Source organism: Pseudomonas pseudonitroreducens (assembly GCF_021603645.1).
In the GTDB taxonomy this organism is placed as follows: domain Bacteria; phylum Pseudomonadota; class Gammaproteobacteria; order Pseudomonadales; family Pseudomonadaceae; genus Pseudomonas; species Pseudomonas pseudonitroreducens.
This window is the reverse complement of sequence record NZ_BQHJ01000007.1, coordinates 246,267-272,777: the sequence shown is the minus strand read 5'-3', so window position 1 is coordinate 272,777 and position 26,511 is coordinate 246,267. Positions and strand designations below refer to the sequence as shown.

Annotated in this window: 15 protein-coding genes; 9 read left to right on the top strand and 6 right to left on the bottom strand. The window is 67.5% G+C overall.

Annotated elements, in window-relative coordinates:
- Window positions 1-19 precede the first annotated feature (19 nt).
- A complete protein-coding gene (gene ppk2, locus L6D89_RS18755; protein WP_236200773.1) occupies window positions 20-838 on the bottom strand; it encodes a polyphosphate kinase 2 in 819 nt (272 codons plus the stop codon).
- A gap of 265 nt (window positions 839-1,103) precedes the next feature.
- On the opposite strand from ppk2, the gene recC reads away from it, so the two are divergent.
- The 7 genes from recC (at window position 1,104) to L6D89_RS18720 (ending at window position 18,527) form a co-directional block, all read left to right on the top strand.
- Window positions 1,104-4,571 carry an exodeoxyribonuclease V subunit gamma gene (gene recC, locus L6D89_RS18750; protein WP_236200772.1) on the top strand — a complete coding sequence of 1,156 codons (3,468 nt, stop codon included), beginning with the start codon at window positions 1,104-1,106 and terminating at the stop codon, window positions 4,569-4,571.
- The gene (recB, locus tag L6D89_RS18745) at window positions 4,568-8,272 is read left to right on the top strand and encodes an exodeoxyribonuclease V subunit beta (protein ID WP_236200771.1); all 3,705 of its coding nucleotides are present in this window, start codon (window positions 4,568-4,570) and stop codon (window positions 8,270-8,272) included. The genes recC and recB overlap by 4 nt, the downstream gene beginning before the upstream one ends.
- Window positions 8,269-10,293, top strand: coding sequence for an exodeoxyribonuclease V subunit alpha (gene recD, locus L6D89_RS18740; protein ID WP_236200770.1), 2,025 nt, complete (start codon window positions 8,269-8,271; stop codon window positions 10,291-10,293). The genes recB and recD overlap by 4 nt, the downstream gene beginning before the upstream one ends.
- 97 nt (window positions 10,294-10,390) lie before the next feature.
- Window positions 10,391-13,237: an ATP-binding protein gene (locus L6D89_RS18735; RefSeq protein ID WP_236174803.1), complete on the top strand. Its 2,847-nt coding sequence runs from the start codon at window positions 10,391-10,393 to the stop codon at window positions 13,235-13,237.
- Entirely contained in the window at window positions 13,216-14,412 is a 1,197-nt protein-coding gene (pvrR, locus tag L6D89_RS18730; RefSeq protein WP_236200769.1) for a response regulator cyclic di-GMP phosphodiesterase PvrR, read from the top strand. The genes L6D89_RS18735 and pvrR overlap by 22 nt, the downstream gene beginning before the upstream one ends.
- Window positions 14,413-14,556: 144 nt before the next feature.
- Window positions 14,557-17,787 carry a hybrid sensor histidine kinase/response regulator gene (locus L6D89_RS18725; protein ID WP_236174805.1) on the top strand — a complete coding sequence of 1,077 codons (3,231 nt, stop codon included), beginning with the start codon at window positions 14,557-14,559 and terminating at the stop codon, window positions 17,785-17,787.
- An 89-nt stretch (window positions 17,788-17,876) separates the two neighbouring features.
- A complete protein-coding gene (locus L6D89_RS18720; RefSeq protein WP_236174806.1) occupies window positions 17,877-18,527 on the top strand; it encodes a response regulator in 651 nt (216 codons plus the stop codon).
- Window positions 18,528-18,735: 208 nt separating this feature from the next.
- On the opposite strand, the gene L6D89_RS18715 is transcribed toward L6D89_RS18720, so the two are convergent.
- The 5 genes from L6D89_RS18715 to L6D89_RS18695 form a co-directional block, all read right to left on the bottom strand.
- The gene (locus tag L6D89_RS18715) at window positions 18,736-19,455 is read right to left on the bottom strand and encodes a fimbrial biogenesis chaperone (protein WP_236200768.1); all 720 of its coding nucleotides are present in this window, start codon (window positions 19,453-19,455) and stop codon (window positions 18,736-18,738) included.
- Window positions 19,445-20,818, bottom strand: a complete 1,374-nt coding sequence (locus tag L6D89_RS18710) for a fimbrial protein (RefSeq protein WP_236200767.1) — start codon at window positions 20,816-20,818, stop codon at window positions 19,445-19,447. The genes L6D89_RS18715 and L6D89_RS18710 overlap by 11 nt, the downstream gene beginning before the upstream one ends.
- Window positions 20,815-23,406, bottom strand: coding sequence for a fimbria/pilus outer membrane usher protein (locus L6D89_RS18705; protein ID WP_236200766.1), 2,592 nt, complete (start codon window positions 23,404-23,406; stop codon window positions 20,815-20,817). The genes L6D89_RS18710 and L6D89_RS18705 overlap by 4 nt, the downstream gene beginning before the upstream one ends.
- On the bottom strand, window positions 23,390-24,142 hold the full coding sequence (locus tag L6D89_RS18700; RefSeq protein WP_236200765.1) for a fimbrial biogenesis chaperone: 753 nt from the start codon (window positions 24,140-24,142) through the stop codon (window positions 23,390-23,392). Before L6D89_RS18700 ends, L6D89_RS18705 begins: the two co-directional genes overlap by 17 nt.
- A gap of 108 nt (window positions 24,143-24,250) precedes the next feature.
- On the bottom strand, window positions 24,251-24,796 hold the full coding sequence (locus L6D89_RS18695; RefSeq protein ID WP_236174811.1) for a fimbrial protein: 546 nt from the start codon (window positions 24,794-24,796) through the stop codon (window positions 24,251-24,253).
- A gap of 330 nt (window positions 24,797-25,126) precedes the next feature.
- On the opposite strand from L6D89_RS18695, the gene L6D89_RS18690 reads away from it, so the two are divergent.
- Window positions 25,127-25,675, top strand: coding sequence for a fimbrial protein (locus L6D89_RS18690; RefSeq protein WP_236200764.1), 549 nt, complete (start codon window positions 25,127-25,129; stop codon window positions 25,673-25,675).
- Window positions 25,676-25,722: 47 nt separating this feature from the next.
- Complete coding sequence (locus L6D89_RS18685) at window positions 25,723-26,460, top strand: fimbrial biogenesis chaperone (RefSeq protein ID WP_236200763.1); 738 nt, start codon at window positions 25,723-25,725, stop codon at window positions 26,458-26,460.
- The last annotated feature ends 51 nt before the right edge of the window (window positions 26,461-26,511 follow it).

Sequence of the window (26,511 nt, the reverse complement as noted above, 5' to 3'; positions counted from 1 at the left end):
GTGCCGGCCCCGGTTGCCATCAGAATTTCTCTTCGATGTAGTGGATCGGATAGTCGGGGCTCTTGTACTTGCCGATCTTGCCGCGCCTGGGCAGCTTCACTTCCTCGCGGGGGAGGTCCTTGTACGGCACGTGCTTGAGGACGTGGCTGATGACGTTCAGGCGCACGCGCTTCTTGTCCTCGGACGGTGCCACGATCCAGGGCGCCCAGGGCGAGTCGGTGGCGGCGAACATCAGGTCGCGGGCGCGGGTGTATTCGTCCCAGCGGGTGAAGGATTTCACGTCCATCGGCGAGAGCTTCCAGATCTTCCGGCCGTCGGTGATGCGATCCTTCAGGCGGCGCTCCTGCTCCTCGGGGCTGACCTCCAGCCAGAACTTCAACAGGATGATTCCCGATTCGGTGAGCATTCGCTCGAACAGCGGGGTCACGGCGAGGAACTTGTCGGCCTGCTCCTCGGTGCAGAAGCCCATCACCCGCTCGACGCCGGCGCGGTTGTACCAGCTGCGGTCGAAGATCACCACCTCGCCGGCCGAAGGCAGGTGGCGGATGTAGCGCTGGGCGTAGAGCTGGGATTTCTCCCGTTCGGTGGGCGTGGGCAATGCCACCACGCGGAACACCCGCGGGCTGACGCGCTCGGTGAGGGCCTTGATGGTGCCGCCCTTGCCGGCGCCGTCGCGGCCCTCGAAGACGATGCAGACCTTCAGCCCCTTGTGGACTACCCATTGCTGCAGCTTGACCAGTTCCACGGACAGCTTGCGCAGGTGCTCTTCGTAATCCTTGTTCTTCATCTTCCCGGTCTGTTCGGGAACCGGGTTCTTCGCTTTGCTCTTCTTGCCCATCGTTTCCTCCATGGCTGGCCTGGAACGGCCGTGGAATCAGCATAGCTGCTGGGCGGAGCAACGAACCGTAATCCAGTCAGTTTCGAAAATGTCGGAGAGGCCCGGTTGCCAGCGTGTTTGCGTGACAGCAGAGGTCAGGCGATTCGCGGCGACGGGGAAATCCTTCCGTCGAGTGGGAAAAAGGCTGCTCGCGGCCACGGTTTTTGGTGAAATGCCGCTCATCCCTCGCGGTGCGCCATCGCCGCCGCCTGACCCAGGAGATCCGATGAGCGAGCAGCGACTGACCCCCGGCCTGATGGTGATCCACGGCAACCATCCGGAAGCGCTGCGCGACCTGCTGGTGCAGTGGATGAGCCTGCACCCGCTGGCGCCGCTGGAGAACGAGGTGATCCTGGTGCAGAGCAACGGCATCGCCCAGTGGCTGAAGCTGGCGCTGGGGCGCGACGTGGAGGAGGGCGGCTGCGGCGTCACCGCTGCGCTGGACGTGCAACTGCCGGCGCAGTTTCTCTGGCGCGCCTACCGCGGTGCGCTGGGCCGCGACGAAATCCCCGAGGTCTCGGTACTCGACAAGGGCCCGCTGACCTGGCGCCTGATGCGCCTGCTGCCGACCCTGCTGGAGCAGGGCGAGTTTGCCACCCTGCAGCGCTTCCTCGCCGACGATGCCGACCTGCGCAAGCGCCACCAGTTGGCCGAGCGCCTGGCCGACCTGTTCGACCAGTACCAGGTCTACCGCGCCGACTGGCTGGAGGACTGGAGCCGCGGTGTCGACCAGCTGCGTCTGGCCAACGGCAGCGTGAAGGAACTGGACGCTGACAACCGCTGGCAGGCCGCCCTGTGGCGCGCGCTGCTCGACGACGTCGGCGCCGAGGGCCTGGCTACCAGCCGGGCCGGCGTGCATGGGCGCTTCATCCAGAAGCTCAAGTCCGCCGAAAACCCGCTGCCAGGATTGCCGCGTCGCGTGGTGGTGTTCGGCATTTCCGCCATGCCCGCGCAAACCGTCGAGGCGCTCGCCGTGCTGGCGCGCCAGGCGCAGGTGCTGCTCTGCGTGCACAACCCCTGCCGCCACCACTGGGCCGACATCGTTGCCGACAAGGACCTGCTGCGCCACGAATACCGCCGCCAGCGCCGCCGCGCCGGTACCCCGGAGCTGCTCAGCGACGACCAGCAACACCAGTACGCCCAGCCACTGCTGGCGGCCTGGGGCAAGCAGGGTCGCGACTACATCAACCTGCTCGACCAGTACGACGACCCGGAAAGCTACCGCGCACGTCTGGGCGCGGTGAGCAATGGGCGCATCGACCTGTTCAGCGAGGTGGCACCGAGCAGCCTGCTCGGCCAATTGCAGGACGACATCCTGGAGCTGCGGCCGCTGGATGAAACCCGCGAACACTGGCCGGCGGTCGACCCGCAGGCCGACGATTCGCTGCGCTTCCACGTTGCCCACAGTGCCCAGCGCGAAGTGGAAATCCTCCACGACCAACTGCTCGCACGCTTCGACGCCGACCCGACGTTGCGCCCGCGCGACGTGATCGTCATGGTGCCGGACATCAACCCCTACGCGCCGCACATCGAAGCGGTGTTCGGCCAGTTGCCGCGCGACGACAAACGCTTCATCCCCTACACCCTGGCCGACCAGGGGCAGCGCGGCCGCGAGCCGCTGCTGGTGGCGCTTGAGCACCTGCTGCGGCTGCCCGATAGCCGCTTTGCCGTGAGCGAAATCCTCGACCTGCTGGACGTCGCCGCCGTGCGTGCGCGCTTCGGCCTGGCCGACGCCGACCTGCCGCTGCTGCGCCGCTGGATCGACGGCGCCGGCGTGCGCTGGGGCCTCGATGGCCAGCAGCGCGAACGCCTCGGCCTGCCTGCCGCCGCCGAAGCCAACAGCTGGCGCTTCGGCCTGCGGCGCATGTTGCTGGGCTTTGCGGTGGGCGAGGGCGAGGCCTTCCAGGGCATCCAGCCCTACGCGGAAATCGGCGGTCTCGACGCTGCCGCGCTCGGTCCATTGGCGGGCCTGCTCGCCGCGCTGGAAAAGGCCTGCGATCTGCTCGCCGAGGAAGCCGATCCTGCCACCTGGGTGCAGCGTTTGCGCACGCTGCTGGAGGACTTCTTCCAGGTCACCGACGACTACGATGAGCTGCTTCGCCAGCAACTCCTGCAACTGCTCGAAGGCTGGCTGGAAACCTGCGGCCATGCCGGCTTCAGCGACCCGCTACCACTCTCGGTGGTGCGCGAGGCATGGCTGAGCGGGCTGGACGCCGGCGGCCTGAACCAGCGATTCCTCGCCGGCGCGGTGAGCTTCTGCACCCTGATGCCGATGCGCGCGATTCCCTTTCAGCTGGTCTGCCTGCTGGGCATGAACGATGGCGACTACCCGCGCCCGCAGTCGCCGCTGGACTTCGACCTGATGCGCAACGACTACCGCCCCGGCGATCGCTCGCGGCGCGAAGACGACCGCTACCTGCTGCTCGAAGCATTGCTCTCGGCGCGCCGGCAGCTCTACGTCAGCTGGGTAGGGCGGAGCATCCGCGACAATTCCGAGCGCCCGCCGTCGGTGCTGGTCGGCCAGTTGCGCGACCACCTCGCCGCCGGCTGGCAGCGCGCGGACGGCGGCGACCTGTTGCACGGCCTGACCCTCGAACATCCGCTGCAACCTTTCAGCCGGACGTATTTCGAGGCGCCTGCGGACCGCGGCATCGACGGCCTCTACACCTATGCCCGCGAGTGGCGTGACGTGCACCGCGAACATGATGACGAGAAGAGCGACGCGCCGTTGTCGCCGCTCGTGCTGGACGCCCCCATCGGCCTGCGCGTGCTTGCCGACTTCCTGGCCAACCCGGTTGGCGCCTTCTTCCTGCAGCGCCTCAAGGTGCGCTTCGCCGAGGAGCAACTGACTGGCCAGGATGAAGAGCCCTTCGAGCTGAACGGGCTGGACGTCTGGCAGCTGCAATTCGAACTCTGCGAACGCCTGCGCCCGTGGGTGGAGCAGCACTGGCAGGCCGACCAACTGGCCGCGCAACTCACCGGCCAGGTCGAACGCCTGCGCCGCGAAGGACGGCTGCCGCTGGCGGCCTTCGGCGACTTCTCCGCCCAGGCGCTGGTGGCGCCGCTGCACGACCTGCTGGCGCGCTACCGTGAGCAACTGGAGCACTGGTCGCAGGTGGAAGAGGAGCAGCGCGAGCTGCAGCATGAGCATGCCGGCATCGAACTGGCCGACTGGCTCGGTGGCCTGCGCCGCAACGCCGATGGCCAGCTCGCCAGCCTGCAACTGGTCAGCGGCAAACTCCACGAAGGCAAGGGCTACAAGTGGCACGGGCTGGTGCGCCCCTGGGTGCGCCACCTGGCGTTGCAGTTGTGCGGCGAACCGGTGACCAGTGTGCTGGTCGGCCTGACCGGCACCCTGGAATTTCCACCGCTGCCGGCTCAGGAAGCGCGCGCCGAACTGGACGCGCTGCTGGACGCCTGGTTCCAGGGCATGAGCCGTCCGCTGCCGGTGGCCTGCAAAACCGCCTTCGCCTGGCTGGCGGCTGGAGAAGATCAGGAACGTGCAGCCCGCGAAGCCGCCAAGCGCTATGACGGCGGTTTCAACCTGAGCGGCGAGGCGGCATCCTCGGCGGCCCTGGCGCGGGTCTACGCGGATTTCGCCACGCTCAATGCCAGCGAGGAATTCGCCGCCTGGGCCGAGGCATTGTACGGGCCGCTGTTCGCGATACTGCAGCGCAAGGAGGCCGAACAATGAGCGCTGTAGAGCTCAACCCCCTTGATTTCCCGCTGCACGGCAGCCGGCTGATCGAAGCCAGCGCCGGCACCGGCAAGACCTTCACCATCGCGCTGCTCTACGTGCGCCTGGTTCTCGACCACGGCGGCGAGCAGGCCGCCTTCGGCCGGCCATTGAGCCCGCCGGAAATCCTCGTGGTGACCTTCACCGAGGCCGCGACCCAGGAGTTGCGCGAGCGCATCCGCGCGCGCCTGGGCGAGGCCGCGCGCTGCTTCGCCGAGCCCGGGGAGAAACACGACGGCCTGCTGGTGAAGTTGCGCGATGGTTATGCGCCCGAGCGCTGGCCCGGTTGCGCACGCCTGCTGCGCCTGGCTGCCGAATGGATGGACGAGGCCGCCGTGTCGACCATCCACAGCTGGTGCTACCGCATGCTGCGCGAGCACGCCTTCGACAGCGGCAGCCTGTTCACCCAGGACCTGGCCGCCGACCAGAGCGAACTGCTCGCCGAAGCGGTGCGCGACTACTGGCGGCGCAACTTCTACCCGCTGGGCGTGGCCGCCGCCAATGCCGTGCGCCATTGCTACGCCGGCCCGGAAGCCCTGGCCCGCGCCCTGCAACCGCTGCTGGCGGCGCAGGAAGCCGGGTTCCGCTATGCCGATCAACCGCTGACCGCACCGGCCTCCCTCGGCGAGCTGCTGGAGGCCACCGGCCAGTTCTACGACGAACTCGACGCCGCCGAGACCCGCGCCCGCGAAGCCTGGGCGGCAGACCGTGCTGGTGTGGCCGAGCTGCTGCGCAACCTGCGCGGCGACCTCAACGGCAACAGTTATCGCGGCAAGGATGACGACAGCGTCTTTGCCGGCTGGATCGAGGCGCTGGATGCCTGGAGCGAAGGCGCAGATGCGCCGGACAACCTCGTCAAGTTCGGCCAGACGCGGATCAAGGTGAAAGCCAAGGCCGTGGTGCCGGAGCACCCGGCCTTGCAGGCCATCGACGCCTGGGTGGAGCGCGCCGAACAGCGCCCGGAGATCGGCCCGCAATTGCTGCTGCATGCGCTGAATGAAGTGCGCCAGAACCTCGAAGCGGAGAAGCAGAAGCGCGCCGAACTGGGTTTCGACGACCTGCTGGTGCGCCTCGATCGCGCCCTCGCCGGCAGCGGCGGCGAGCGCCTGGCCGAGCGTATCCGCGAGCAGTTCCCGGTGGCGCTGATCGACGAATTCCAGGACACCGACCCGCTGCAGTACCGCATCTTCGAGCGCGTCTACCGCATCGCCGAGAACCCGCGAGAGGGCTCTTCAGAAAAGCAATTGGGTCTATTCATGATCGGCGACCCCAAGCAGGCGATCTATGCCTTCCGTGGCGCCGACATCCACACCTACCTGCGCGCCCGCGCCGCTACCGCCGGGCGGCACTACACGCTGGGTACCAACTACCGCTCCACGCTGGCGATGGTCGAAGCGGCCAACCGCTGCTTCCTGTTCGCCGAAGGCCACCCGCGCGGCGCGTTTCGCTTTGCCGTGGACGGGCAGGAAAACCCCGTGCCCTTCCTCGAAGTGGGCGCGCGCGGGCGTGATGAGACACTGCTGCTCGAAGGCAGCGAAGCGCCGGCCATGACCTTCTGGCAGCTGGACAACGATGGCCAGGTCTGCGGCTCCACGCTGTACCGCCAGCAGATGGCCGAGCGCAGCGCCAGCGCCATCCAGCGCTGGCTGAGCTCCACGCAGAGCGGTTTCCGCGATGCCGAGGGGCAATGGCGCGCGTTGCGCCCGGCGGACATCGCGATCCTCGTGCGCGGTCGCGGCGAGGCCGAGGCCATCCGCGGCGAACTGGCCAGGCGCCGGCTCGCCAGCGTCTATCTGTCCGACCGCGATTCGGTGTTCGACAGCCCCGAGGCGGTCGACCTGCTGCACTGGCTGCGCGCCTGCGCCGACCCCGGCGACGACGCGGCCCTGCGCATCGCCCTGGCCACCCGCAGCCTGGCGCTGGACTGGGCGACCCTGGAGCGGCTGAACCAGGACGAGCGCTTCTGGGAAGACATGGTCCTGCGCTTCCGCGACTACCGCGGGCTCTGGCAGCAGCAGGGCGTGCTGCCGATGTTGCGTCGCCTGCTCGCCGACTTCAGCTTGCCGGCGCGCCTGCTGCGCGCGAGCGATGGCGAGCGCAGCCTGACCAACCTGCTGCACCTGGCCGAATGGCTGCAGCGCGAGGCCGTGGAAGTGGATGGTGAACATGCGCTGCTGCGCGTGCTGGCCGAGCAACTGGAAAGCCCCTCCAGCGAGGAAATCCTCCGCCTGGAAAGCGACGCCGACCTGATCAAGGTGGTGACCATCCACAAGTCCAAGGGCCTGGAGTACCCGCTGGTGCTGCTGCCCTTCATCTGCACCTGGCGCGAGCTGGACGGCAAGAGCGGCACGCCGCCGAGCTTCCAGGTCGGCGATGCGCGGGTGGTAGAGCTGTCCCGCGACAAGGAGCAGGCCAAGGCGGCCTTCCAGCAGGCCAACGACGAGCGCCTGAGCGAGGATATGCGCCTGCTCTACGTGGCCCTGACCCGTGCGCGCCATGCGGTATGGCTGGGCATGGCGCCGCTGGTGATGAGCAACAGCAAGAGCCCCGAGCTGCACAAGGGCGCCATGGGCTACCTGCTCGGTGGCGGCAACGCGCTGAGTGTCGAGGAGGTGGCTGCGCGCCTGGGCGAGTTGCAGGCTGGCCAAGCGGAAATTGCCCTGCTGCCGGTACCGCAAGTCGGCTCCGAGCTGTTCGTCGGCGCACCGGCCGGCGAGCTGGGCGCGGCTCGCGAGCCGCGTCGCCGGGTGGCGGAGAAATGGTGGATCGCCAGCTACTCCGCGCTGGCCAACCTGGCCACCGAGGGCGCCAGCGAGGGCGACAGCGCCGTCACGCCGGCACCTGCCGCCGACGAGCCGATCAGCGCCAGTGAGGACCTGCTGCGCGAAAGCGGCCTGGAAGACCTGCGTGAGGTGGAAGCCGTGCCGGCGCCATTCAGCCTGCACGCCTTCCCGCGCGGGGCGAACCCCGGCAGCTTCCTCCATGGCCTGCTGGAGTGGGCGGCTGACGAAAACTTCGACGTCGATGAAGAACAGCTGCGTGACCAGGTCGCCCGGCGCTGCGCCCTGCGTGGCTGGGAAGAGTGGATCGAGCCGCTCAGCGGCTGGCTCGGGCAGTACCTGCGCACCGCCTTCCGCGTGCCCGCCGCCGCGCCGGTCAGCCTGGCCGGGCTGGCCAGCTTCCAGAAGGAAATGGAGTTCTGGTTCGCCACCCGCAACGTCGACAGCCAGCGCCTCGATGCCGTGGTGATCCGCCATACCCTCGGCGGCGTGGCGCGGCCGACGCTGCAGGCGAACCTGCTCAACGGCATGCTCAAGGGCTTCATCGACCTGGTGTTCGAGCACGAAGGCCGCTACTACGTGGCCGACTACAAATCCAACTGGCTGGGCGCCGACGACGAGGCCTACACGCACGATGCGCTGCGCGAGGCGCTGCTGGAGCACCGCTACGACCTGCAGTACGCGCTCTACCTGTTCGCCCTGCATCGGCTGCTGCAGGCGCGTCTGCCTGACTATGACTACGACCGCCACATCGGAGGCGCGATGTACCTGTTCCTGCGCGGCAGTTCCTCGGCAACCCAGGGCATGTACCTGGAGCGTCCGCCGAAGGTGCTGATGGACGAACTGGATCGCCTGTTCCGCGCGGAGGTGCCGGCATGAAGAGCACTGCCGAGATGCTCGCACTGATCGGTCGCTGGGCCGAACGCGGCTGGTTGCGCGAGCTGGATCGCGCCTTCGCGACCTTCCTCGTCGAGCGCGCGCCGGACGCCAACCCGCTGCTGATCCTCGCTGCCGCACTGGCCAGCCACCAGCTCGGCCGTGGGCACGTCTGTCTCGACCTGGAGGCAACGCTGGCCGACAGCCGCTTCGCTCTTTCACTGCCGCCCGAAGGCGACTCGGCGAAGGATGCCCCGGAGCTGCCCGGCGTGCTGCTGGAAGGCTTCGATCTCGACGCTTGGCGCCGCGTGCTCGACGACTCGCGGCTGGTCGGCGACGGCCCCGGCGATACGCCGCTGGTGCTGTCCGGCCGGCGTCTGTATCTGCGTCGCTACTGGCAGTACGAGCGCGAAGTGCGCAGCGCTATCGACCAGCGTCTGCAACAGGGCGACGCACTGCGCGCGGCGCTGCCCGTCGCCCAGTTGCGCCAGGCGCTGGAGGCGTTGTTCCCGAAAAAAACAGGTGCCCCGGCAGACTGGCAGAAACTCGCCTGCGCGCTGGTCGCCGGCAATGCCTTCGGCATCGTCACCGGCGGCCCCGGCACCGGCAAGACCACTACCGTGGTGAAGCTGCTCGCCCTGCTGCAAAGCCTGGCGCTGGGGGAGGGCGGCCGGGCGCTGCGCATCCGCCTGGCCGCGCCTACCGGCAAGGCCGCGGCGCGCCTGAACGAATCCATCGCCGGCGCCGTGCAGCGCCTCGACCTCTCCGGCCTGGCCAATGGCGAGGCCGCGCGCGCGGCGATCCCCACCGAAGTCACTACCTTGCACCGTCTGCTCGGCAGCCGCCCGGACAGCCGGCAGTTCCGCCACCACGCCGGCAACCCGCTGGCGCTGGAGCTGCTGGTGGTGGACGAAGCCTCGATGGTCGATCTGGAAATGATGGCCGCGCTGCTGGCCGCCCTGCCGCCGCGTGCCCGTTTGATCCTGCTGGGCGACAAGGACCAGTTGGCCTCGGTGGAGGCCGGCGCGGTGCTCGGCGAGTTGTGCAGCCGCGCCCGCGAAGGCCACTACCGCCCGGCCACCCGCGACTGGCTGCAAGCCGTGACCGGCGAAGCCATTGACGACGTGCTGCTGGATGCCTCCGGCAGCGACCTCGACCAGGCGGTGGCCATGCTCCGCCACAGTCACCGCTTCAGTGCCGGCAGCGGCATCGGCCAACTGGCCGAAGCGGTCAACGCCGGCGATATCCCAGCTTTGCGCCAAGTCTGGAAGGCGCAACACCAGGACCTCGCCCGCATCGCCGTGGACGCCCAGGAAACCCGCAGCCTGCGCGACCTGGTGATCGACGGCGGGCGTGGCGGTGACCTGTTCGGCCCGGTCGGCTACGCCCACTACCTGCGCGTGGTCAGCGGCGCGCGTCCGGCCCATGACGCCGGCCAGGCTGCGCTGGATGCCTGGGCAAGAACAGTGCTCGAGGCCCACGGCCAGTTCCAGTTGCTCTGCGCATTACGGCGCGGGCCCTGGGGCGTGGAGGGGCTGAACAACCTGATCGGCGATCTGCTGCAACGCGAAGGGCTGATCACCACGGCGAACGGCTGGTTCGCCGGCCGTCCGGTGCTGGTCACCCGCAACGACTACGGCCTGGGCCTGATGAACGGCGATATCGGCATCACCCTGGCGCTGCCGCAGACGGCTGACGATGGTTCGGTGCGCTGGGTGGCGCGCGTGGCCTTCCCGGCGGGCGACGGCAGCGACAATATCCGCTGGATCCTGCCCAGCCGCCTGCAGGCGGTGGAAACGGTGTTCGCCATGACCGTGCACAAATCCCAGGGCTCGGAGTTCACCCACGCTGCGCTGCTGCTGCCCGATAGCCTCAACCCCATCCTCACCCGCGAGCTGGTCTATACCGGCATCACCCGCGCCCGCCAGTGGTTCACCCTGGCCAGCGCCGGGCGTGGCAGGCAGGTGCTGGAAGCGGCGACGGAGCGACGAGTACAGCGGGCGAGCGGATTGCTGGACGGCTGACCGGCGAGGTAAGGGTTTCTGGGTGATCGCTCGCGAATCGGCACTTTTTAGATTTGTCTGATGTCCGTCTGGCCCGCTTTTCTCCAGGCTGGCGGACATGAAACTCAAGCAGTTCCTTCGTCGCCAGGATTCGTCCTTTTCCACCCCGAAGGCAGCCCGAAAGCTCCTTCGTCTGCTGGCCTGGGTGGTGATCGCCTGCCTGTTCTTCACGCTCAGCCTGTTTCTCGCCGCAAGCTTCAACAGTGAAGTGTCGCAGCTGCGTCGGCAGATGAACGCGGCCATGTACGAGGCCCAGGATTACCTCGGCCAGCGCGAATCGCTGCTCGAACACATCAGCCGGGGAGTGACCTGGAAAGTCCACGAGCCGCTGGTGCAGTGGCGCCAGCTGAGCGTGCCGGTGCCGCCCCATGAGCAGGTTTTCGTCACCCTGGGCGAGCCCGGTTCGAGCTGGAGCCTGGCCCTCTCCGGGCGCGACCTGTCGGAGATGGAAGCCAAGCGGCTGAACCTGATCTATGTCTCGCCAGGCCCCAATCGCTCGGTGACCCGCCTCTACGGCGCTCCAGCGCTCAACGCGGTGGTGCCGCCGTCGGTGCTCGAAGCGCTGGGGCAGCCCGGCACACCGAAGGAGGAGCGGCAGGTACGCTGGCTCGCCGACCCGACCGACCCGCAAGCGCGGCAGTACCTGTTCACCCGCGTGACCAACGAGGAAGACAACGGCTGGCTGGGCCTGGAGCTGTTCGGCGCCGATTTGTCCGCGGCCTTCGGCGTGCCCGAGGCGGGGCGTTTCCTGCTGCTCGACCGTGAGCACCGGGCGATCCTCGGCAGCGCGGTCACGCCACAGCTCGGCCTGCAGTTCAGCGACCTCTGGGAAGGCGACAACTTTTCCTTCAGCGGTGCCGGCCTGCTGCCCAGCCACCTGGCGCTGCTCAAGCACCTGGGCAGTTCCGACTGGTCGCTGATCTACTACTTCAACCTTGCCGAGCTGCTGGTGCCGATGTGGCCCCGGGTACTCGCCTCGCTGGCCTTCCTGATGGGTTGCTCGCTGCTGGTCTGGGGCATGTGCCGGCGCATCAACCGGCGCCTGATCGGCCCGGCGCAGCATCGCCTGAACGCGCTGGTGGAGAACGAGGGTTTCCACCGCGCGATGATCCAGACCGCGCCGGTGGCGCTCTGCGTGTTGCGCCGCAACGACGCCGAGGTGGTGCTGGAGAACCGCCTTGCCCAGCAGTGGCTCGGCAGCGGCGACGAGCGCCGCTACTGGAGCCACGGCTGGCTCGAACGGGGCTTCAACAGTGGCGAGGAGGGAGGCTCCGAGGAGGTCGAGACGCACACGGGGCGGCACCTCTACCTGAGCTACACGCCGACGCGCTACAAGGGCGAGGAAGTGCTCTGCTGTGCCTTCAGCGACATCAGCGCACGCAAGCAGACGGAAGCCGCGCTGGCCGAAGCCAAGCGCCTGTCCGACACCGCCAACGAGGCCAAGACGCTGTTCCTGGCGACCATGAGCCATGAGATCCGCACACCGCTCTATGGCGTGCTCGGTACCCTCGAGCTGCTCGGCCGCACGGCGCTGGACCACCAGCAGTCCGGCTACCTGCGTGCGATCCAGCGTTCCTCGTCGACCCTGCTGCAACTGATCAGCGACGTGCTCGACGTATCGAAGATCGAGGTCGGCCAGCTGGGCCTGGAGCCGGTGGAATTCTCGCCGCTGGAGCTGACCCTTGATACGGTCCAGTCCTACGCCGCTACCGCCCGCGCCAAAGGCCTGCAGATCTATGCCTGCTGCGACCCGCAGATGCCCGAGCGGATGCTCGGCGACGCCACGCGCATCCGCCAGATCCTCAACAACCTGCTGAGCAACGCGGTGAAGTTCACCGATAGCGGGCGCATCGTCCTGCGGGTGCGCTCGGAGCCGGGGGAGGGCTGGCATGACACCCTGCACTGGCAGGTCGCCGATACCGGTATCGGCATCCCCGAGGACCAGCAGGCGCACCTTTTCGATGCCTTCTACCAGGTCTCCGGCAACGCCCGCATGGCCGGCGGCACGGGCCTTGGCCTGTCGATCTGCAAGCGCCTCACCGAGTTGATGGGCGGGCAGCTGCGAGTCGTCAGCGACGTCGGCCTGGGCAGCAGCTTCGCCCTCAGCCTGCCGCTGCAATGCGTGGACCGGCAGGCGCACAACGAACCCCGGCTGTACAACTCGATGGTCTGGGTGCATGCGCCGACCCGCGAGCTGGCCGAGAGCCTGTGCGGCTGGATCACTCGCTGGGGCGGGCGGGCCCAGGTGGTGGCCTGTGAGCAGCCGGTCGAGGAAGACGCCTCCAGTGTGCTGGTGGACCTGCGCTTCAACCCCCATGACCGCAAGCCGCTGCCCAACTGGCGCGGCTGCCGGGTGCTGGTGACCGACCTGGGGGGCGAGCAGCCGCGCCAGGAAGGCTGCGACTGGCACGTCGGCCGTTACAACCTCGAAGGGCTGCGCCGTGCGCTGGCGGCGGCACAGGGCTGCCTCGGTGGTGAGGCGGCGCGCCTGGCCGAAGCCCTGCCGGACATCGGCCTCGGCCTGCGCGTGCTGCTGGTGGAGGACAACCCGATCAACCAACTGATTCTGCGCGACCAGCTGGAAACCCTCGGCTGTGCGGTCGAGCTCGCCGTGGACGGCCGGCAGGCGCTCACGCGCTGGCAGCCGGATGCCTTCGAGGTGGTGCTCACCGACGTCAACATGCCCCATCTCAATGGCTACGAACTGGCGCGTGCGCTGCGCCAGCGCGGCTATCGCGGGCCGATCATCGGCGCCACCGCCAACGCCATGCACGAGGAAAACGAGCGTTGCCTCGCCGCTGGCATGAACCTCTGCCTGCTCAAGCCGGTGGACCTGCGCACCCTGCGCCAATGCCTGACCAGCCTGCCCGCGGAGGTGCCGACATGCGACATCAGCGAATCCTGATCGTCGAAGACCAACCCTTCCAGCGCGAGTACCTGCTTAACCTGTTTCGCGAGCAGGGCGCGGTGGAACTGCGCGCCGCCGAGGATGGCGCCGAGGCGCTGCGCTGGCTGGAGCATGAACGCTTCGACCTGGTGGTCAGTGACCTGATGATGCCGGGCCTGGATGGCGTGCAACTGATCCAGCGCCTCGCCGCGCTGAGCCATCCGCCGCTGCTGGCGATCATGAGTTCGGCGTCGCGCCCGCTGATGGGCAGCGCCTGCATGGTGGCCCGCGCCCACGGCATCACGGTGCTCGAACAGATCGCCAAGCCGGCCCGTGCGCCAGTGGTCCGGCGCCTGCTGGACAAGCTCGTCTCGCGCCTTGAACGCGCCGAACAACACCGCGCGCCGGCCATCCCCGCACCGACCCGGGCAGAGCTGGAGCACGCCCTGGAACAGCGGCAGTTGTGTGCCTGGTTCCAGCCCAAGGCTTCGTTGATCGACGGCCGCATCGTCGCCGCCGAGGCACTGGTGCGCTGGGAGCATCCGCGCCATGGCGTGCTGCAGCCGGGCAGCTTCATGCCGGCTCTGACAGCGGCCGGGCTCGACGAGGCGCTGCTCTGGACGGTGCTCGAGCAGGCCCTGCAGGCCCAGGCCGACTGGAGCCAGCTGGGATTCCACCTGTCGGTGGCGGTGAACCTGCCGACCCATCTGCTGGACGATCCCGAGCTGCCCGATCGTCTCGCCGCCTTCGTTGCAGCCCGTGGCGGGGTTCCGGCACACATCGTCTTCGAGCTGCTCGAATGCAGCCACACGGCGACCCCGGCGAACTACTATGCCGGCACCTACCGCCTGCGCATGAAGGGCTTCGGCCTCGCCCAGGACGATTTCGGCCAGGGCTACAGCTCGCTGTACAACCTGGTCTCGACGCCCTTCACCGAGCTGAAGATCGATCGCGCGCTGGTGCATGGCTGCGTGGATGACGAAGGGCTGGCGGCGGCACTGGAAAGCATCGTCAAGCTCGGTCGGCAACTGGGCCTGGAGGTGATCGCTGAAGGTGTCGAACACCCGGACGAACTGGCCCTGCTGCGCCGCCTGCGCTGTGACTGCGCCCAGGGCTTTCTGTTCTCCGAAGCGGTGCCGCCGGCCGTGTTCACCCGCCAACTGCTCCAGGAGCGATCTGCCATGGCTCATTGATCCATGGCAGACACATCGTGCATGCAAGGGCGATCGTCGGCTTCAGCGAGGCCGTCGGGTCGCCTTATCGCGTACTCGCATCTACAGTCTGCTGGTATCCGGCGGGCCCTCCGCCGCTACTTTCCGCGACACCGGATACTGTGCATGAAGGAACATGACCACGGCTCGATTCGCAAGCTGGCCAGCACCTCGCTGCGCCTGAACGTCGTGCTGCTGTGCGCCGTCTCCCTTGCCCTGATGCTGGTCGGTGCCTGTTACTGGGCGCTTGGCCGGGTCGTGCAGGAGGAGCGAGACAAGGTGCACTTCCACTTCAGCCGCCTGGTGGGCGACATCCACGAGCACGAGGCCTTCCTCAACCGAGTTGCACAGCAGAGCGACGAGTCCACCCAGCGCCAGGACCTGGATGTGGTCCCGCTGCAGCGACGCATGCTGGTCCGTGAAAACGGCATGGAGATCCACGAAGGCCGGGAGTTCTCCTTCGCCATGTCCTTCACCCTGGCTCAACTGATGCGCCCCACTCCGCAGGAGCGGCCTGGCACCTTCTCGTTTGGCGTGATGCTGACGAATTTCTACAGTAGTTACTGGAGCACCTCGTCCTTTCCTTCGCCGCAGGTACTGGTCGTCGACCTGCACGGTTCCACCAGCCTGGCGGTGCCGTCGATCGGCAACTTCCGTGGGCAGCGGCCACTGACACGGGGCAATTACCTGCGGGTAATCGAACGGGTGCATGAAGCACTGGAAGAGCGCGCGCCCAAGCGCAGCGACACGCAGGTGCACTGGGCTCAGGCGCAGGCCTACACAGGTGGTACGACTCGTGAGCTGTTGGCCTACGTCAGTCTCGACCTGCCCGATGCGCTGTGGTGGGAATCCGACCTGGATCGTCGCGTCGTCGCGGTGTCGCTGCTCGACCTGGGGCGTATCAACGATCTCGAGCAGGTGCTCGACCGCCCGGTGTTCGACGAACTGCAGCTGGTCTCCCCCGACGGCCAGGTGCTGATCGATTTCTCCGGCGGTGAGAAAGACTATCAGGAGGGCCTGAACTTCAGTGTCGACGGCCTGGTGTTCAAGGTCCGCAGCGAGTTCACAGGCGGCTGGACCGCGCTCTACCGCCTGAGCTACGCCAGCTTCTTCCGCTATGCCAAGTGGCAGTTCCTCGGCGGGCTGGCGCTGATCCTCGGTAGCCTGGCCGGCGGCTGGTTCGCCATCCGCTGGTACTCGCGGCGGGTGATCCGGCCGGCGCGCCGCGCGCATCTGGAGATAATCGAGAGCGACGCGTTCAGCCGCGCGGTGATCCAGACCGCGCCGGTAGCGCTGTGCGTGCTGCGCCACGGCAGCCACCAGGTGGTGATGCAGAACCGTCTGGCCGAGCTCTGGCTGGGCGATGCCGAGGCGATTACCCGCATCAGCCGGGAATGGGACCTGGGTGAGCGCAGCGCCGACATGGGCGGTGAGGTGGTCTTCGAGGTGGAAGGCCGCGCGCTGCACGCCAGCTTCGCGCCGACCCGCTATCGCGGCGAGAACGTGGTGCTCTGCGCCTTCAACGATATCAGCGCGCACAAGCAGGCACAGCAGATGCTGGCCGACGCCAAGCTTTCGGCGGATGCCGCCAGCGAGGCGAAGTCGGTGTTCCTGGCCACCATGAGCCATGAAATCCGCACGCCGCTCTACGGCGTGCTGGGCACGCTGGAGCTGCTCGGGCTGACCGAGCTGACCGGCCAGCAGCGCGATTATCTCGCTACCATCCAGCGCTCGTCCTCGACCCTGCTGCAACTGATCAGCGACATCCTCGATGTGTCCAAGATCGAGGCCGGGCAGATGGCCCTGGAGGTGCTGGAATTCAATCCGCTGGAACTGGCCGAGGACGTGGTCGCCGGATATGCCGGCGTCGCCGAAGGCAAGGAGCTGCAGCTCTATGCCTGTATCGATGCGAACGTTCCCGGCCTAGTGCGTGGCGACGCTGCGCGCATCCGGCAGATTCTCGCCAACCTGCTGAGCAACGCGCTGAAGTTCACCGACATCGGTCGGGTGGTGTTGCGCCTGCGGGTCGTCGTGAGTGAGGCCGGCGAGACAGCCCTGCAGTGGCAGGTGACGGATACCGGCATCGGCATGTCCGACGCCCAGCAGCAGCGCCTGTTCGAGCCCTTCTACCAGGCCCATGGGCATGAGCACACGGTCAGCGGCACCGGCCTGGGGCTGTCGATCTGCGCGCGGCTTAGCCAGTTGATGGGAGGGCAACTGCGGGTGGTGAGCGAAACCGGGCTGGGCAGCAGCTTCACCTTCACTCTCGCGCTGCCGGTGCTGGAGCGCGTCCAGCCGCTGGCCGACGGCTCACCGCTGTTGCCGCAGCCGGTCTATGTGCGCGCACCGGTGAAGGAGCTGGCGCAGAACCTGGCTGCCTGGATCGATTGCTGGGGCGGTTCGGCGTTGCTGCAGGAGGAACTGCCATCGTCCACGCCGCCGGGCGCCGTGCTGCTGGACCTGCTCGAGGCTGGCGAGGAGCCGCTGTGGGGCGGGCCGCGGGTGTGCGCACTGACCGATGCCAGCGCGCAGCCGCAGGCGTCGGCGCAGGGTTGGGAGGTCAGCCTTTATCATCTGTCCGGCATTGCCCAGGCCTTGCGCCTGGCACAGCAGGGCGTGGGCAGTGAGGCCCGGCAGGTGCCGCGGGTGGCCCGACTGGGCAAGCTCGGCCTGCGGGTGTTGGTGGCCGAGGACAATCCGATCAACCAGGCGCTGCTCAAGGAGCAGCTGGAAGAACTGGGTTGCCGCGTCACCCTTACCAGCAACGGCCGCGAGGCCCTGCAGCGCTGGGCGCCCGGCGCCTTCGATGCGCTGTTGACCGATGTGAACATGCCGGTAATGAATGGCTACGAGCTGGTCGGTGAGCTGCGTCGGCACGACAGCTGGCTGCCGATCATCGGCGTCACCGCCAATGCCCTGCGCGAGGAGGGCGAACGCTGCATGGCGGTGGGCATGAACGCCTGGCTGGTCAAGCCGATGAGCCTGCGCACGCTGCACGATGGGCTGCTCAAGGTCTGCGGCCATGCCGCGGCAGAGCTGCCGGCGAGCGAGAACACGAGTGAAACGCCGGTGCCGGAGCGCATCCAGGTCTCGGAAAAGATGCGCGACCTGTTCCTGCGTACCATGCGCCAGGACATGCAGGGCGTGACCGATGCCCTGCAGCGCAATGACCTGGCGACCGTCCGTCAGCAGGTGCACCGCCTGCGCGGCGCCCTTGCAGTGGTCCAGGCTCATGGGCTCAGCGATGCCTGCGGTGCCGTGGAAGAGGCCCTGATCGCGCAGCCTGCCGGGCCGGAACTGTCCGCGGCGGTGACGATGCTGATGGGACGAATCGAGGCGGCCCTGGCCAGCCTCTGAGAGCCTGTCTGGTAACCGGGGCTACTCTGGAATAGTGGTCGTGCCCTGTGGCCGGCCGACGATCGCAAACGTTGGGACTCAAGAAACTCATGGAAAAAGTCAGAGTGGCACTAGCGGACGACCATCCCATCGTGCTGATGGGCGTTCGCGAGGTGATCGAACGGGACGATCGCTTCGAGGTGATCGGCGAAGCGCACAACTCCAGCGAACTGGTGGCCCTTTACCGCGAGCAGCGGCCGGCCATCGTCATCACCGACTACAACATGCCGGGCGACCAGACTTACGGCGATGGCATCAAGCTGATCGAGTACCTGCTGCGCAACTTCCCCGATACGCGCATCCTGATCCTCACCATGTTGTCCAATCCGCTGATTCTCTCCAGCCTGTACGACCTGGGGGTGTCGGGGGTGATCCTGAAGAACGGCGATCTCGACGAGATCCTGGTGGCGCTCAAGGCGCTGTCCCAGGATCGCATCTACCGGGGGCCGGGCATGCAGTCCTCGACCAGCGTGCTGGCCGGCGGGGACGATGTGGAGGGGCGCATCGCCAGCCTGTCGGTGAAGGAGTACGAGGTGTTGCGTCACTTCGTCTCCGGGATGAGCGTGCGCGACATCGCGCTGCTGCTCAACCGCAGCGTGAAGACCGTGAGCGCGCAGAAGATTTCCGCCATGCGCAAGCTCGACGTGGATACCGACCAGGCGCTGCTGACGTTCTGTGTGAAGGCCAATCTGTTTCAGTAGGCCGGGCCCAGGATGCGCCTGTAGGAGCGAGCTTGCTCGCGAACTGCCCCGATGCTGAAGTCCATGGTAGGCCAACTGTCCTCTTCCTGAGGCTCCGCTCCTGCCAGATCAAGAGCCCCTCACCCTGGCCCTCTCCCGCAAGCGGGAGAGGGGACTGTTCAGTGCAGAAACCAACGATGGCGTCAGCCGGCACGGACGGGTGCCTCTCTCAGCGCAGCTCGGCCTCGCCCTGCTGGCTGTTGCCGCCATCGTCGATCCACAGGTAACGCACCTCTCCGCCACTGGCGGGCAATGCCTGCCTGGGCGTCAGTGTGCGTTTCGAGAAGGGCGGCACTAGCTCGGCCGCAAGCGCCACGCCGATATTGCCCTGGCGAACTTCGGCTCCAGCCAGGGTGATGAAATAGGGGGTCGGATTGTCCGCCTGCACAACCTCGCCCTGGCGGCGGAAGGTGAGCTGCCGCGGCGCTTCTTCCGCGTCTTTCACCAGCGCGAGCGGCCGGTAGATGACCTTCATCTGGGTGCGCAGGGTGACCGTCAGGCGTGACTGCCCTTCGGCCAGGGGCTCGTTGGATTGCGGTGGAATCTCGTAGAGGTTGAGCCAGTACAGCGATTCGCGGTCAACGGGGAGTTTTTCCCCGGTATGCAGCAGGCGCAGGCTGCGCTGCTGGCCGGGGTTCAGGCGGAACACCGGCGGCAGCGGCATGATCGGCGCCTGGGCGGTCTGCGGTGCGCTGTTGAGGTCGCCATCGTCGATCCAGGTCTGCACGATGACCGGGTAGCTGTTCTGGTTCACCAGTGCCAGCGAGGCCTCGCGCTTGCCTTGCTCGAAGATCACCCGCGTGCGTTCGGCGGTGACGCCGGCATGGGCATTGGCGCCGACCAGCAGCGCCAGGCCGAGCAGGGCGGCGCACAGCCAGTTACTGGACACGGATCACCACCTGCGCGGTGGCTTCCACGCGGCCTGGGGTGACGGTGGGCATGCTGCCGAGGCTGAGCTTTTCCAGGCGGGCGCGGAACGTCTCGCTGTACTGCGAGATGCCGCCCACTTCGCCGGTCTTGTTCGAGGCGTTGCCGATTACCGGGTACCAGCCGCGCGCTTCGGCATTGCTGCCGTTGGCGGAATCCTCGCTGGCCAGCAGGTTCATCGCGCTGCCGTTGCGCAGCAGGCGGATGCCCACGCCCTGGGCCATGCCTGGTTCGCTGTAGCGGTCGGAGACGAGGTAGGACAGCCCGCCGCTGGCATTGACCAGCCCGAGCCCGGCGGAGGCGGCCAGCGCGCCGGCGGAAACCTTGATGCCCAGCGCGGTACCGCTGGTACCGGATTGGCTGGTACTGGGGGTGGTGCTGCTGAGCACGCCGCTCTGGCATTTGAAGTCGACCTGGAAGGGCATCTCGCGGTTGGCCCCGGCGTTGATCTCACCGATGGATATCGACGGGAACACCACGTGCGGCGTGACATTGGTGACCGCGCAGGTCGGGTAGCGCTTGAGGGTCACGTCACCGTACAGGCCGATGGCGCCCGGCCAGTTGTAATGCCAGCCGCTGTAGTTGGCGTAGTGGGTCTGGCCGACATTGGGATAGTTCAGGCCCGGCCCCTTGATGGCGATGTAGCCGGCGGGCTGGGTGCGGCCATACAGCTGCGATTTCGTATTCGGCGAATAACCCTGGGTGGTCTCCAGCGGCGCCCTGAAGAGTTCGGCGCGCACGGCGCTGAGGTTCTTCGCCTTGACCAGCTGGAAACCGCGCGAGTCGATGTCCAGCCCGCTGAGCTGACGCTCGCGCCAGACATCGGTGAAGTACTGGCCGGTTTCCACGTGGGTGAGGCGCAGCAGCACATTGGGCCAGGCGGTGCGGTAGGCGGATTGCAGGCCGATGGAGTTGCCCACGCTGTCGCCGCCCTGGTACCAGCCGCTGTAGAGGTCGTCGGCGTTGGTGGAGAACATCTCGTAGACCGCGTCCCCCGGTGCGCAGCGGAAGAACACGCGCTCGGCGTCGTAGCCGGCGGAGTTGCCGTACTGGGTGATGGGTGACACGGCGCTGGCGATCAGGGTGCCGTCGGGCTGGAAGCTGGCATCGCTGACGTTGATCACGCTGGGCAGGCCGAGCGAGCCATTGCAGGTGTCGCAGGCGCCATCGCCGGGCCAGGCCCCGGCCACGCCTTCGCCGGGACGGATCGAGGTGTTGGACGTGGTGGTGGCGCTGCCGACAGCGGTGACCTTGTAGCAGGTGGCCCAGGCGCTCGGTGCAAGCAGCAGGGCGAGCAGTGGCAGGCTGCGCAGGATGGGGTTCATGAAGCCTCCGGTAGGCAGGTTGCCTGCAGGCGCACCAGCACCTGGTCGAGGTCGGCGCCTTTCAGGTCGTACGGGAGCAGGCAGCCGTCTTCGGCCCGCTCGCCCCATTGCACGCGCAGCCGGCCCTGTTCGCCTTCGGCGCGGGCATAGACCTGCCCGCCCTGGCCGACCATGCCGATGTTCACGCCGTTGCCGTCGAGCACGTCGGCGCCCAGCGGCAGCGGCTGGCCATCGGGCAGCCTGGCCTGGATCAGCAGCGGGTGGCCGGTCAGGGTCTTGAACTCGACCTTCACGGCAGCGCCGGCGTAGGGCGCGATCTTGCGCTCGGTCTCCACCAGCTCGGCGTTCTCGTCGATGCCTTGCGGGTCGAGGCTGATGGGGTTGTAGCGGTAGGGCGAAAGCGACGGCACCACGGCGTAGCCATTGCTGTCGACGCGCGCGCCCTGGCCGCCGCGCACGCCGGCGCCGCTGGCGCCCTTGGCTTCCACCAGGGCGAAGGTATCGCCGACGTACGGGCCCAGGGTCAGGCCGCCGCTGTGCAGCACCGCCGCGCCGCGCAGTCCGCCGTTGACCTGGCGGTAGCTGGAGCTTTCGGCATAGCCGGCGTTGAGCGTGGCGACCGCGGTCTGCTTCTGCAGGCTGCCGTTGAAATCGGTGCCCTGGCCTTCGCTGTCGCGCCCGGCGGACAGCGAATAGCTCAGGGTGCGGTCTTCGCCCAGGGTGCCGTTGAGGCCGGTCTGGTAGGTGCTGCCGCTGCTGTCGCCGGAGCGCCGTGAGGCCATGGCGCTCAGGCTCGGCGCGCGGCTGCTGGAGCCCAGCGGCATGGAAACACTCAGGGTGAGGGTGTTGTTGCGGTTGCTGCCATGCTGCAGGTTGTACTGCGGCGGCTGCGACGGGTCGTAGTCGTCGTTCACGTCGCGGTACCAGGTGGTCTGCTGGCGCGAGTAGGCGAGGTTGTAGCTGAGCTGGCGCCAGGTATTGGAGTAGCCGACCTGCAACTGCGTATCGCGGCTCTTGCCGTCGTAGTAGTCGGCGGTGGAACCGGACAGGTAGAGGTTGCCGTACTGCCCCAGGCCCTGGTTGACCAGCAGGGTGAACTGGTTGCGCTGCTTGTAGCTGCTCGAGTCCCAGCTGTCGCCGTGGTTGTCGGCATCGCGTGCGGAAAGCGCATCGCCGAGGTCGCGGTAGCCTTCGGTGGAGTAGCGGTAGCCGGCCAGGGTCAGGGTGGTCTGGGTCGGCTGGAAGGTCCGGCTGTAGTTGAGGCCGACGCGCCAGCCCTGCTTGCGCTGGTCGTTCTCCACGGTGGCGCTGGAGAAAGTGGTGTTCATGCCGAAGGCGCCGTAGGGCGTGGCCAGCACGCCGCCGCCGAGCAGCGCCAGGTAATCCTCGGCAACCCGCGCGCCGAGGTTGGCGGTGAGGGCGTTGGTGAGGCCGCGCTGGTAGGTCAGGTCGCCGAACAGATCGTCGCCGTCGCCATACTGGCGCGCCTGGCCGAGCGTGGCGCTGTAGCGCGAGAGGCCGGGGCGCATGGATTCGGGCACGGCGGAGAAGGGTACGGAGAAGCGCGAGACGCTGCCGTCGGCCTCGATCACCTGTACGTCCAGGTCGCCGTCGTAGGCAGTGCCGTAGAGGTCATCGATGATGAAGGGGCCGGGTGCCACGGTGGTCTCGTGGATCTTCCGGCCATTCTGGCTGATGACCACCCGCGCATTGGTGTTCGCGGTGCCGCGTACCTGCGGTGCGTACTGGCGCTGCGAGTCCGGCAGCATGCGATCGTCGGTGGCCACGCGCACGCCGCGGTAGCCCATGCTGCCGAACAGATTGCCCTCGGTGTAGCTGTCGCCCAGGGTCAGTTCGCTGCGCAGTCCGGGCAGCGCGCGCTGGGCGTAGGTGCGAATGCTGTTCCAGTCGCTGCGGGTATTCCCCGCGTAGCTGGAGTAGGTGTAGTTGGACTGGTGGCGCAGACGCCACAGGCCGAGGTTCACGCCGCCGTTCAGGCCGAGGTAGCCGTAGTCCGAATCGCCGCCGCTGCCGGAGCCTGCGAAGCTCGAACGGTAGAGGTTGGCGTCGTAGTTGACGAAGCCCATGGTGCTGCCGGCATCCCACTCGTCCGGGCTGACGTAGCCGCGCGGCTTGATGTCGAGCAGCGCCTGGGGCACCGAGAGGTCCAGGCGCAGGCGCGCGGTGTCGAAGTTCCAGGTCGAGTCGGGCAGGCGCTCGCTGAGCCAGTGGCAGATGCCCTGGTCGTCCTTGCCGGCCAGCGGGTCCGGGCGCGCGCCCAGGCTCTGGCGCAGGAAGCGCTCGCTGAAGCAGGGTTCGGCGCGTTCGCCGCGCTGGCGCATTTCCACTTCGGCGCGGGTGGCGTACTGGCCGTTGAGGTACAGGTCGACGTGGTAGCTGCCGGGGTCCACCTGGTCGGCGCGGTTGAAGCGCTCCAGGCTGCCGCCGGCCAGGCCCGAGCCCATCAGCAGGCTGTCGTCGAAGCGATACTCCGCATCACCCTGGGCCAGGCCCGCAACCACCATGGCGAGGGTTCCGAGGGCGAAGGGCAGCAGCGGTCCATGGCTGAGGTCAACGCGACAGATCATGGCGAAGTTCCACTCTTGCGCCGTAGTCGTTGATCAGCAGGGCAGACAGTCGCGGTGTGCCGGCGGGCAGTGCCGAAGGTTTTTCCGCCCGCCATTGGGCCTGCCCCATGGGCGCGACCATGCCTGGCTGCAGCTTCCACTGGCGCTCGCCGACGCTGAGCGTCGCGCCGCCGAAGGAGGCGTGGAAGCCGCTGGGGTTCTCCACTTTCACACTCCAGTCGTTGCCGCTCCGGACGAGGGAGAAACGCAGCTTTTCGGGCAGTTGTTCCGGGCTGCCGGCGATGCCCGCCGGGCGATAGAACAGCTTCAGGCGGTTGCGCAGCATCAGCAGCATCTGGTTCTGCTCGGCCTTGGCGGCATTGCGCGGCGGAATCTGCAGCACGTTGAGGTGGAACAGCGATTCACGGTCCTGGGGCAGGCCGGAACCGGTGTAGAGGATGCGCAGCGTCTGGCCGCTGCCGGGCGCCATGCGCGACACCGAAGGGTTCACCACGAAGGGCGCCTTGGCGGTATCCGGCGTGGATGCGGGATCGTCGACGTCGATCCAGGCCTGGATGACGTTGGGGAAGCCGTCCTTGTTGGTCATCTGCACGGTCTTTTCCCGTGCATCGCCGGGGTAGATGACGCGGGTGCCGGTGATCACCACGCTGGCCTGGGCGAGCGAGGCGGTGAAGGATGCCAGCAGGGCGAGCGCGAGCGTCGCCGCGCGAAGCGGGCGCAGTGGGAGGGCGTTCATCCGGTTCACCTTTGTGGCCGGGCCGCTCGGGACAGGTACGGGACGGTTGTCCCTGAGCGGGGCGGCTTGATGCGGGAGTGCGGCACCGGGGGGCGGTGCCGCGGGGTATCACTCGTAGCGCAGGGTGTAGGTCACCGAGCCGAGTACCGGACCGGGGGTCACGGTGGTGGCTTCGGAGATGTACTGCACCGCGTAGTCGTAGCTGGCGCTGGTTTCACCGTCAGCGAGAACGATGTCACCGGCGGCCACGGCCGCGCCGCCCGCCAGGTTCACCGGGACGCCGGCCGGGCCGTCGAGCAGTTGCAGGGCCACGCCGGTGGCACCGCCGGAAGCGGTGTTGGTCAGGTTGCCCGAGGCAGTGGCGTTGGTGGCCTGGAACAGCGCGGTGAAGTGCTCGTCGGCACCGCTGGGCGCGGCGCAGCCGGTCAGTTGCAGGGTGAAGCTGGTCTCGCCGGTGGTCTGCCCGACGGTACCGTTCAGGGCGCTGACGGGGACGCTGTCGAGGATCACGGTCGGGTCGGTGTTGCCGTCGACCACGGCCGAGCAGGTCTGGTCGGTTACCTCGCCGCTGAAGTTGATGGTGTTGGCGGCGAAGGCAAAGCCCGGCACAGCGAAGGTCGCTGCGACAGCCAGGGCGGTTGCGTGAAGTTTCATTTCCATGTGCTCCTAAGTCAGCGGTTGTCGCTGTGCATAGGGTGCGATGGCACGTCCTTCAGGTATTTCAGACAAATCCTAAAAATGATTGTTACGTCAAGTGCAATGGGCCTTTGCTAGATGCTTTGCGTGATTTTTCTCAATGAAAGTTCGAATTGTGGTAGCGGCTTATGAGATTCGTCTGATGTTTTCCTGACTCCCACGACAGCAAAGTGCGCCCCGTCCAAACCACCACCCGGCGCCATCCCGGCTCCAGGGTTTGGGCATTGGAAAGTGGCCGATCGATAAGGTCGCACCCCAATCGAGACTTTGTAATCGGGAGAGCAACACATGAAATCCAAGCTGCACGCTGCACTGATCTGCCTGGCGAGTGCCGGCCTTTGCACCCAGGCCATCGCGGCCACTCCGCAGACCGGGGTGATCAACATCACCGGCAAGGTCACCGAGACCAGCTGCGTGCTCGATTCCTCCGCCACCAACATCGACGTGAAGCTGCCGGCCGTGAACAAGGACCTGCTCGCCGCCGCGCAGAGCAGCACCGGCCGTACCGGTTTCACCATGAAGGTGACCGGCTGCGCCGATGGCGTGAAGGTCTCCGCGGCCTTCACTCCGGACAGCAACGTCGATGCCTACGGCAACCTGAAGAACTCCGTCAGCACTGGCGGCGCCGCCGGCGTCCAGGTGCAGCTGCTCGACCAGAACCAGGCGGCCATCAACATCAACAGTGACGATGCCACCTCGCAACTGGCTCGTGCAGTCACCGTCAGCGGCTCCAACCCGGTCACCCTGCAGTACTACGCCCAGTACTACTCGCAGGCGGGCAGCGCTGGCGCCGGTGATGTCGCCGCCATGGCGAACTACCAGCTGACCTACGAGTGATCCACCGGGCCCGGAGCGCAAGTTCCGGGCCACATGAGGTACCTGCAATGAAGTCCGTTCCTTCTCACTGGCTGTTTTCCCTGTTCGCTGGCGTGCTGCTGAGCACGTTCGCCCTCGCTGGCGCCCAGGCTGGCGTCATGATCGACGGAACGCGAATCGTCTATCCCGCGAAGGAACGCGAAGTCACCGTGAAACTCACCAACAAGGGCGCATCGCCCGTGTTGATGCAGGTCTGGGTCGACCGCGGCGATGCGCAGAGCAAGCCGCAGGATGCCGACGCCCCGTTCCTGATCACGCCACCGATCTTCCGCCTCGACCCGCAGAAGGGTCAGAGCGTGCGCCTGGCCTTCACCGGCGAGAACCTGCCGCAGGATCGCGAAAGCCTGTTCTGGTTCAACGCGCTGGAAATCCCGCCGGTGCCCCAGGACGCCAGCGGCAACATGATGCAGATCGCCGTGCGTTCGCGGCTGAAACTGTTCTACCGCCCCGCAGGCCTGCCGGGCGACCTGCCCAGTGCCATCGAGCAGGTGCGCTGGAGTGTGCAGAAGCAGGGCGCGGGCTACGTGCTGCGTGGCGAGAATGCCAGCCCCTATCACCTGTCCTTCAGTGCCCTGGCGCTGCAGCAGGGTGGCCGCAGCCACGACACCGGCGGCGGCATGATCGCCCCGTTCAGCCACCGCGAGTTCCCTCTGGCCGGCTTCGATGGCGGTAGCGGCGGCAAGCTGCGCTATCGCTGGATGAGCGATTTCGGTGCCTCCGCCGAGCAGCAAGCCGAGCTGCGCTGACCCTGAAACGGCACGCCATCTGCGCGTGCCTTCCCCGACCCATGCCGTAGG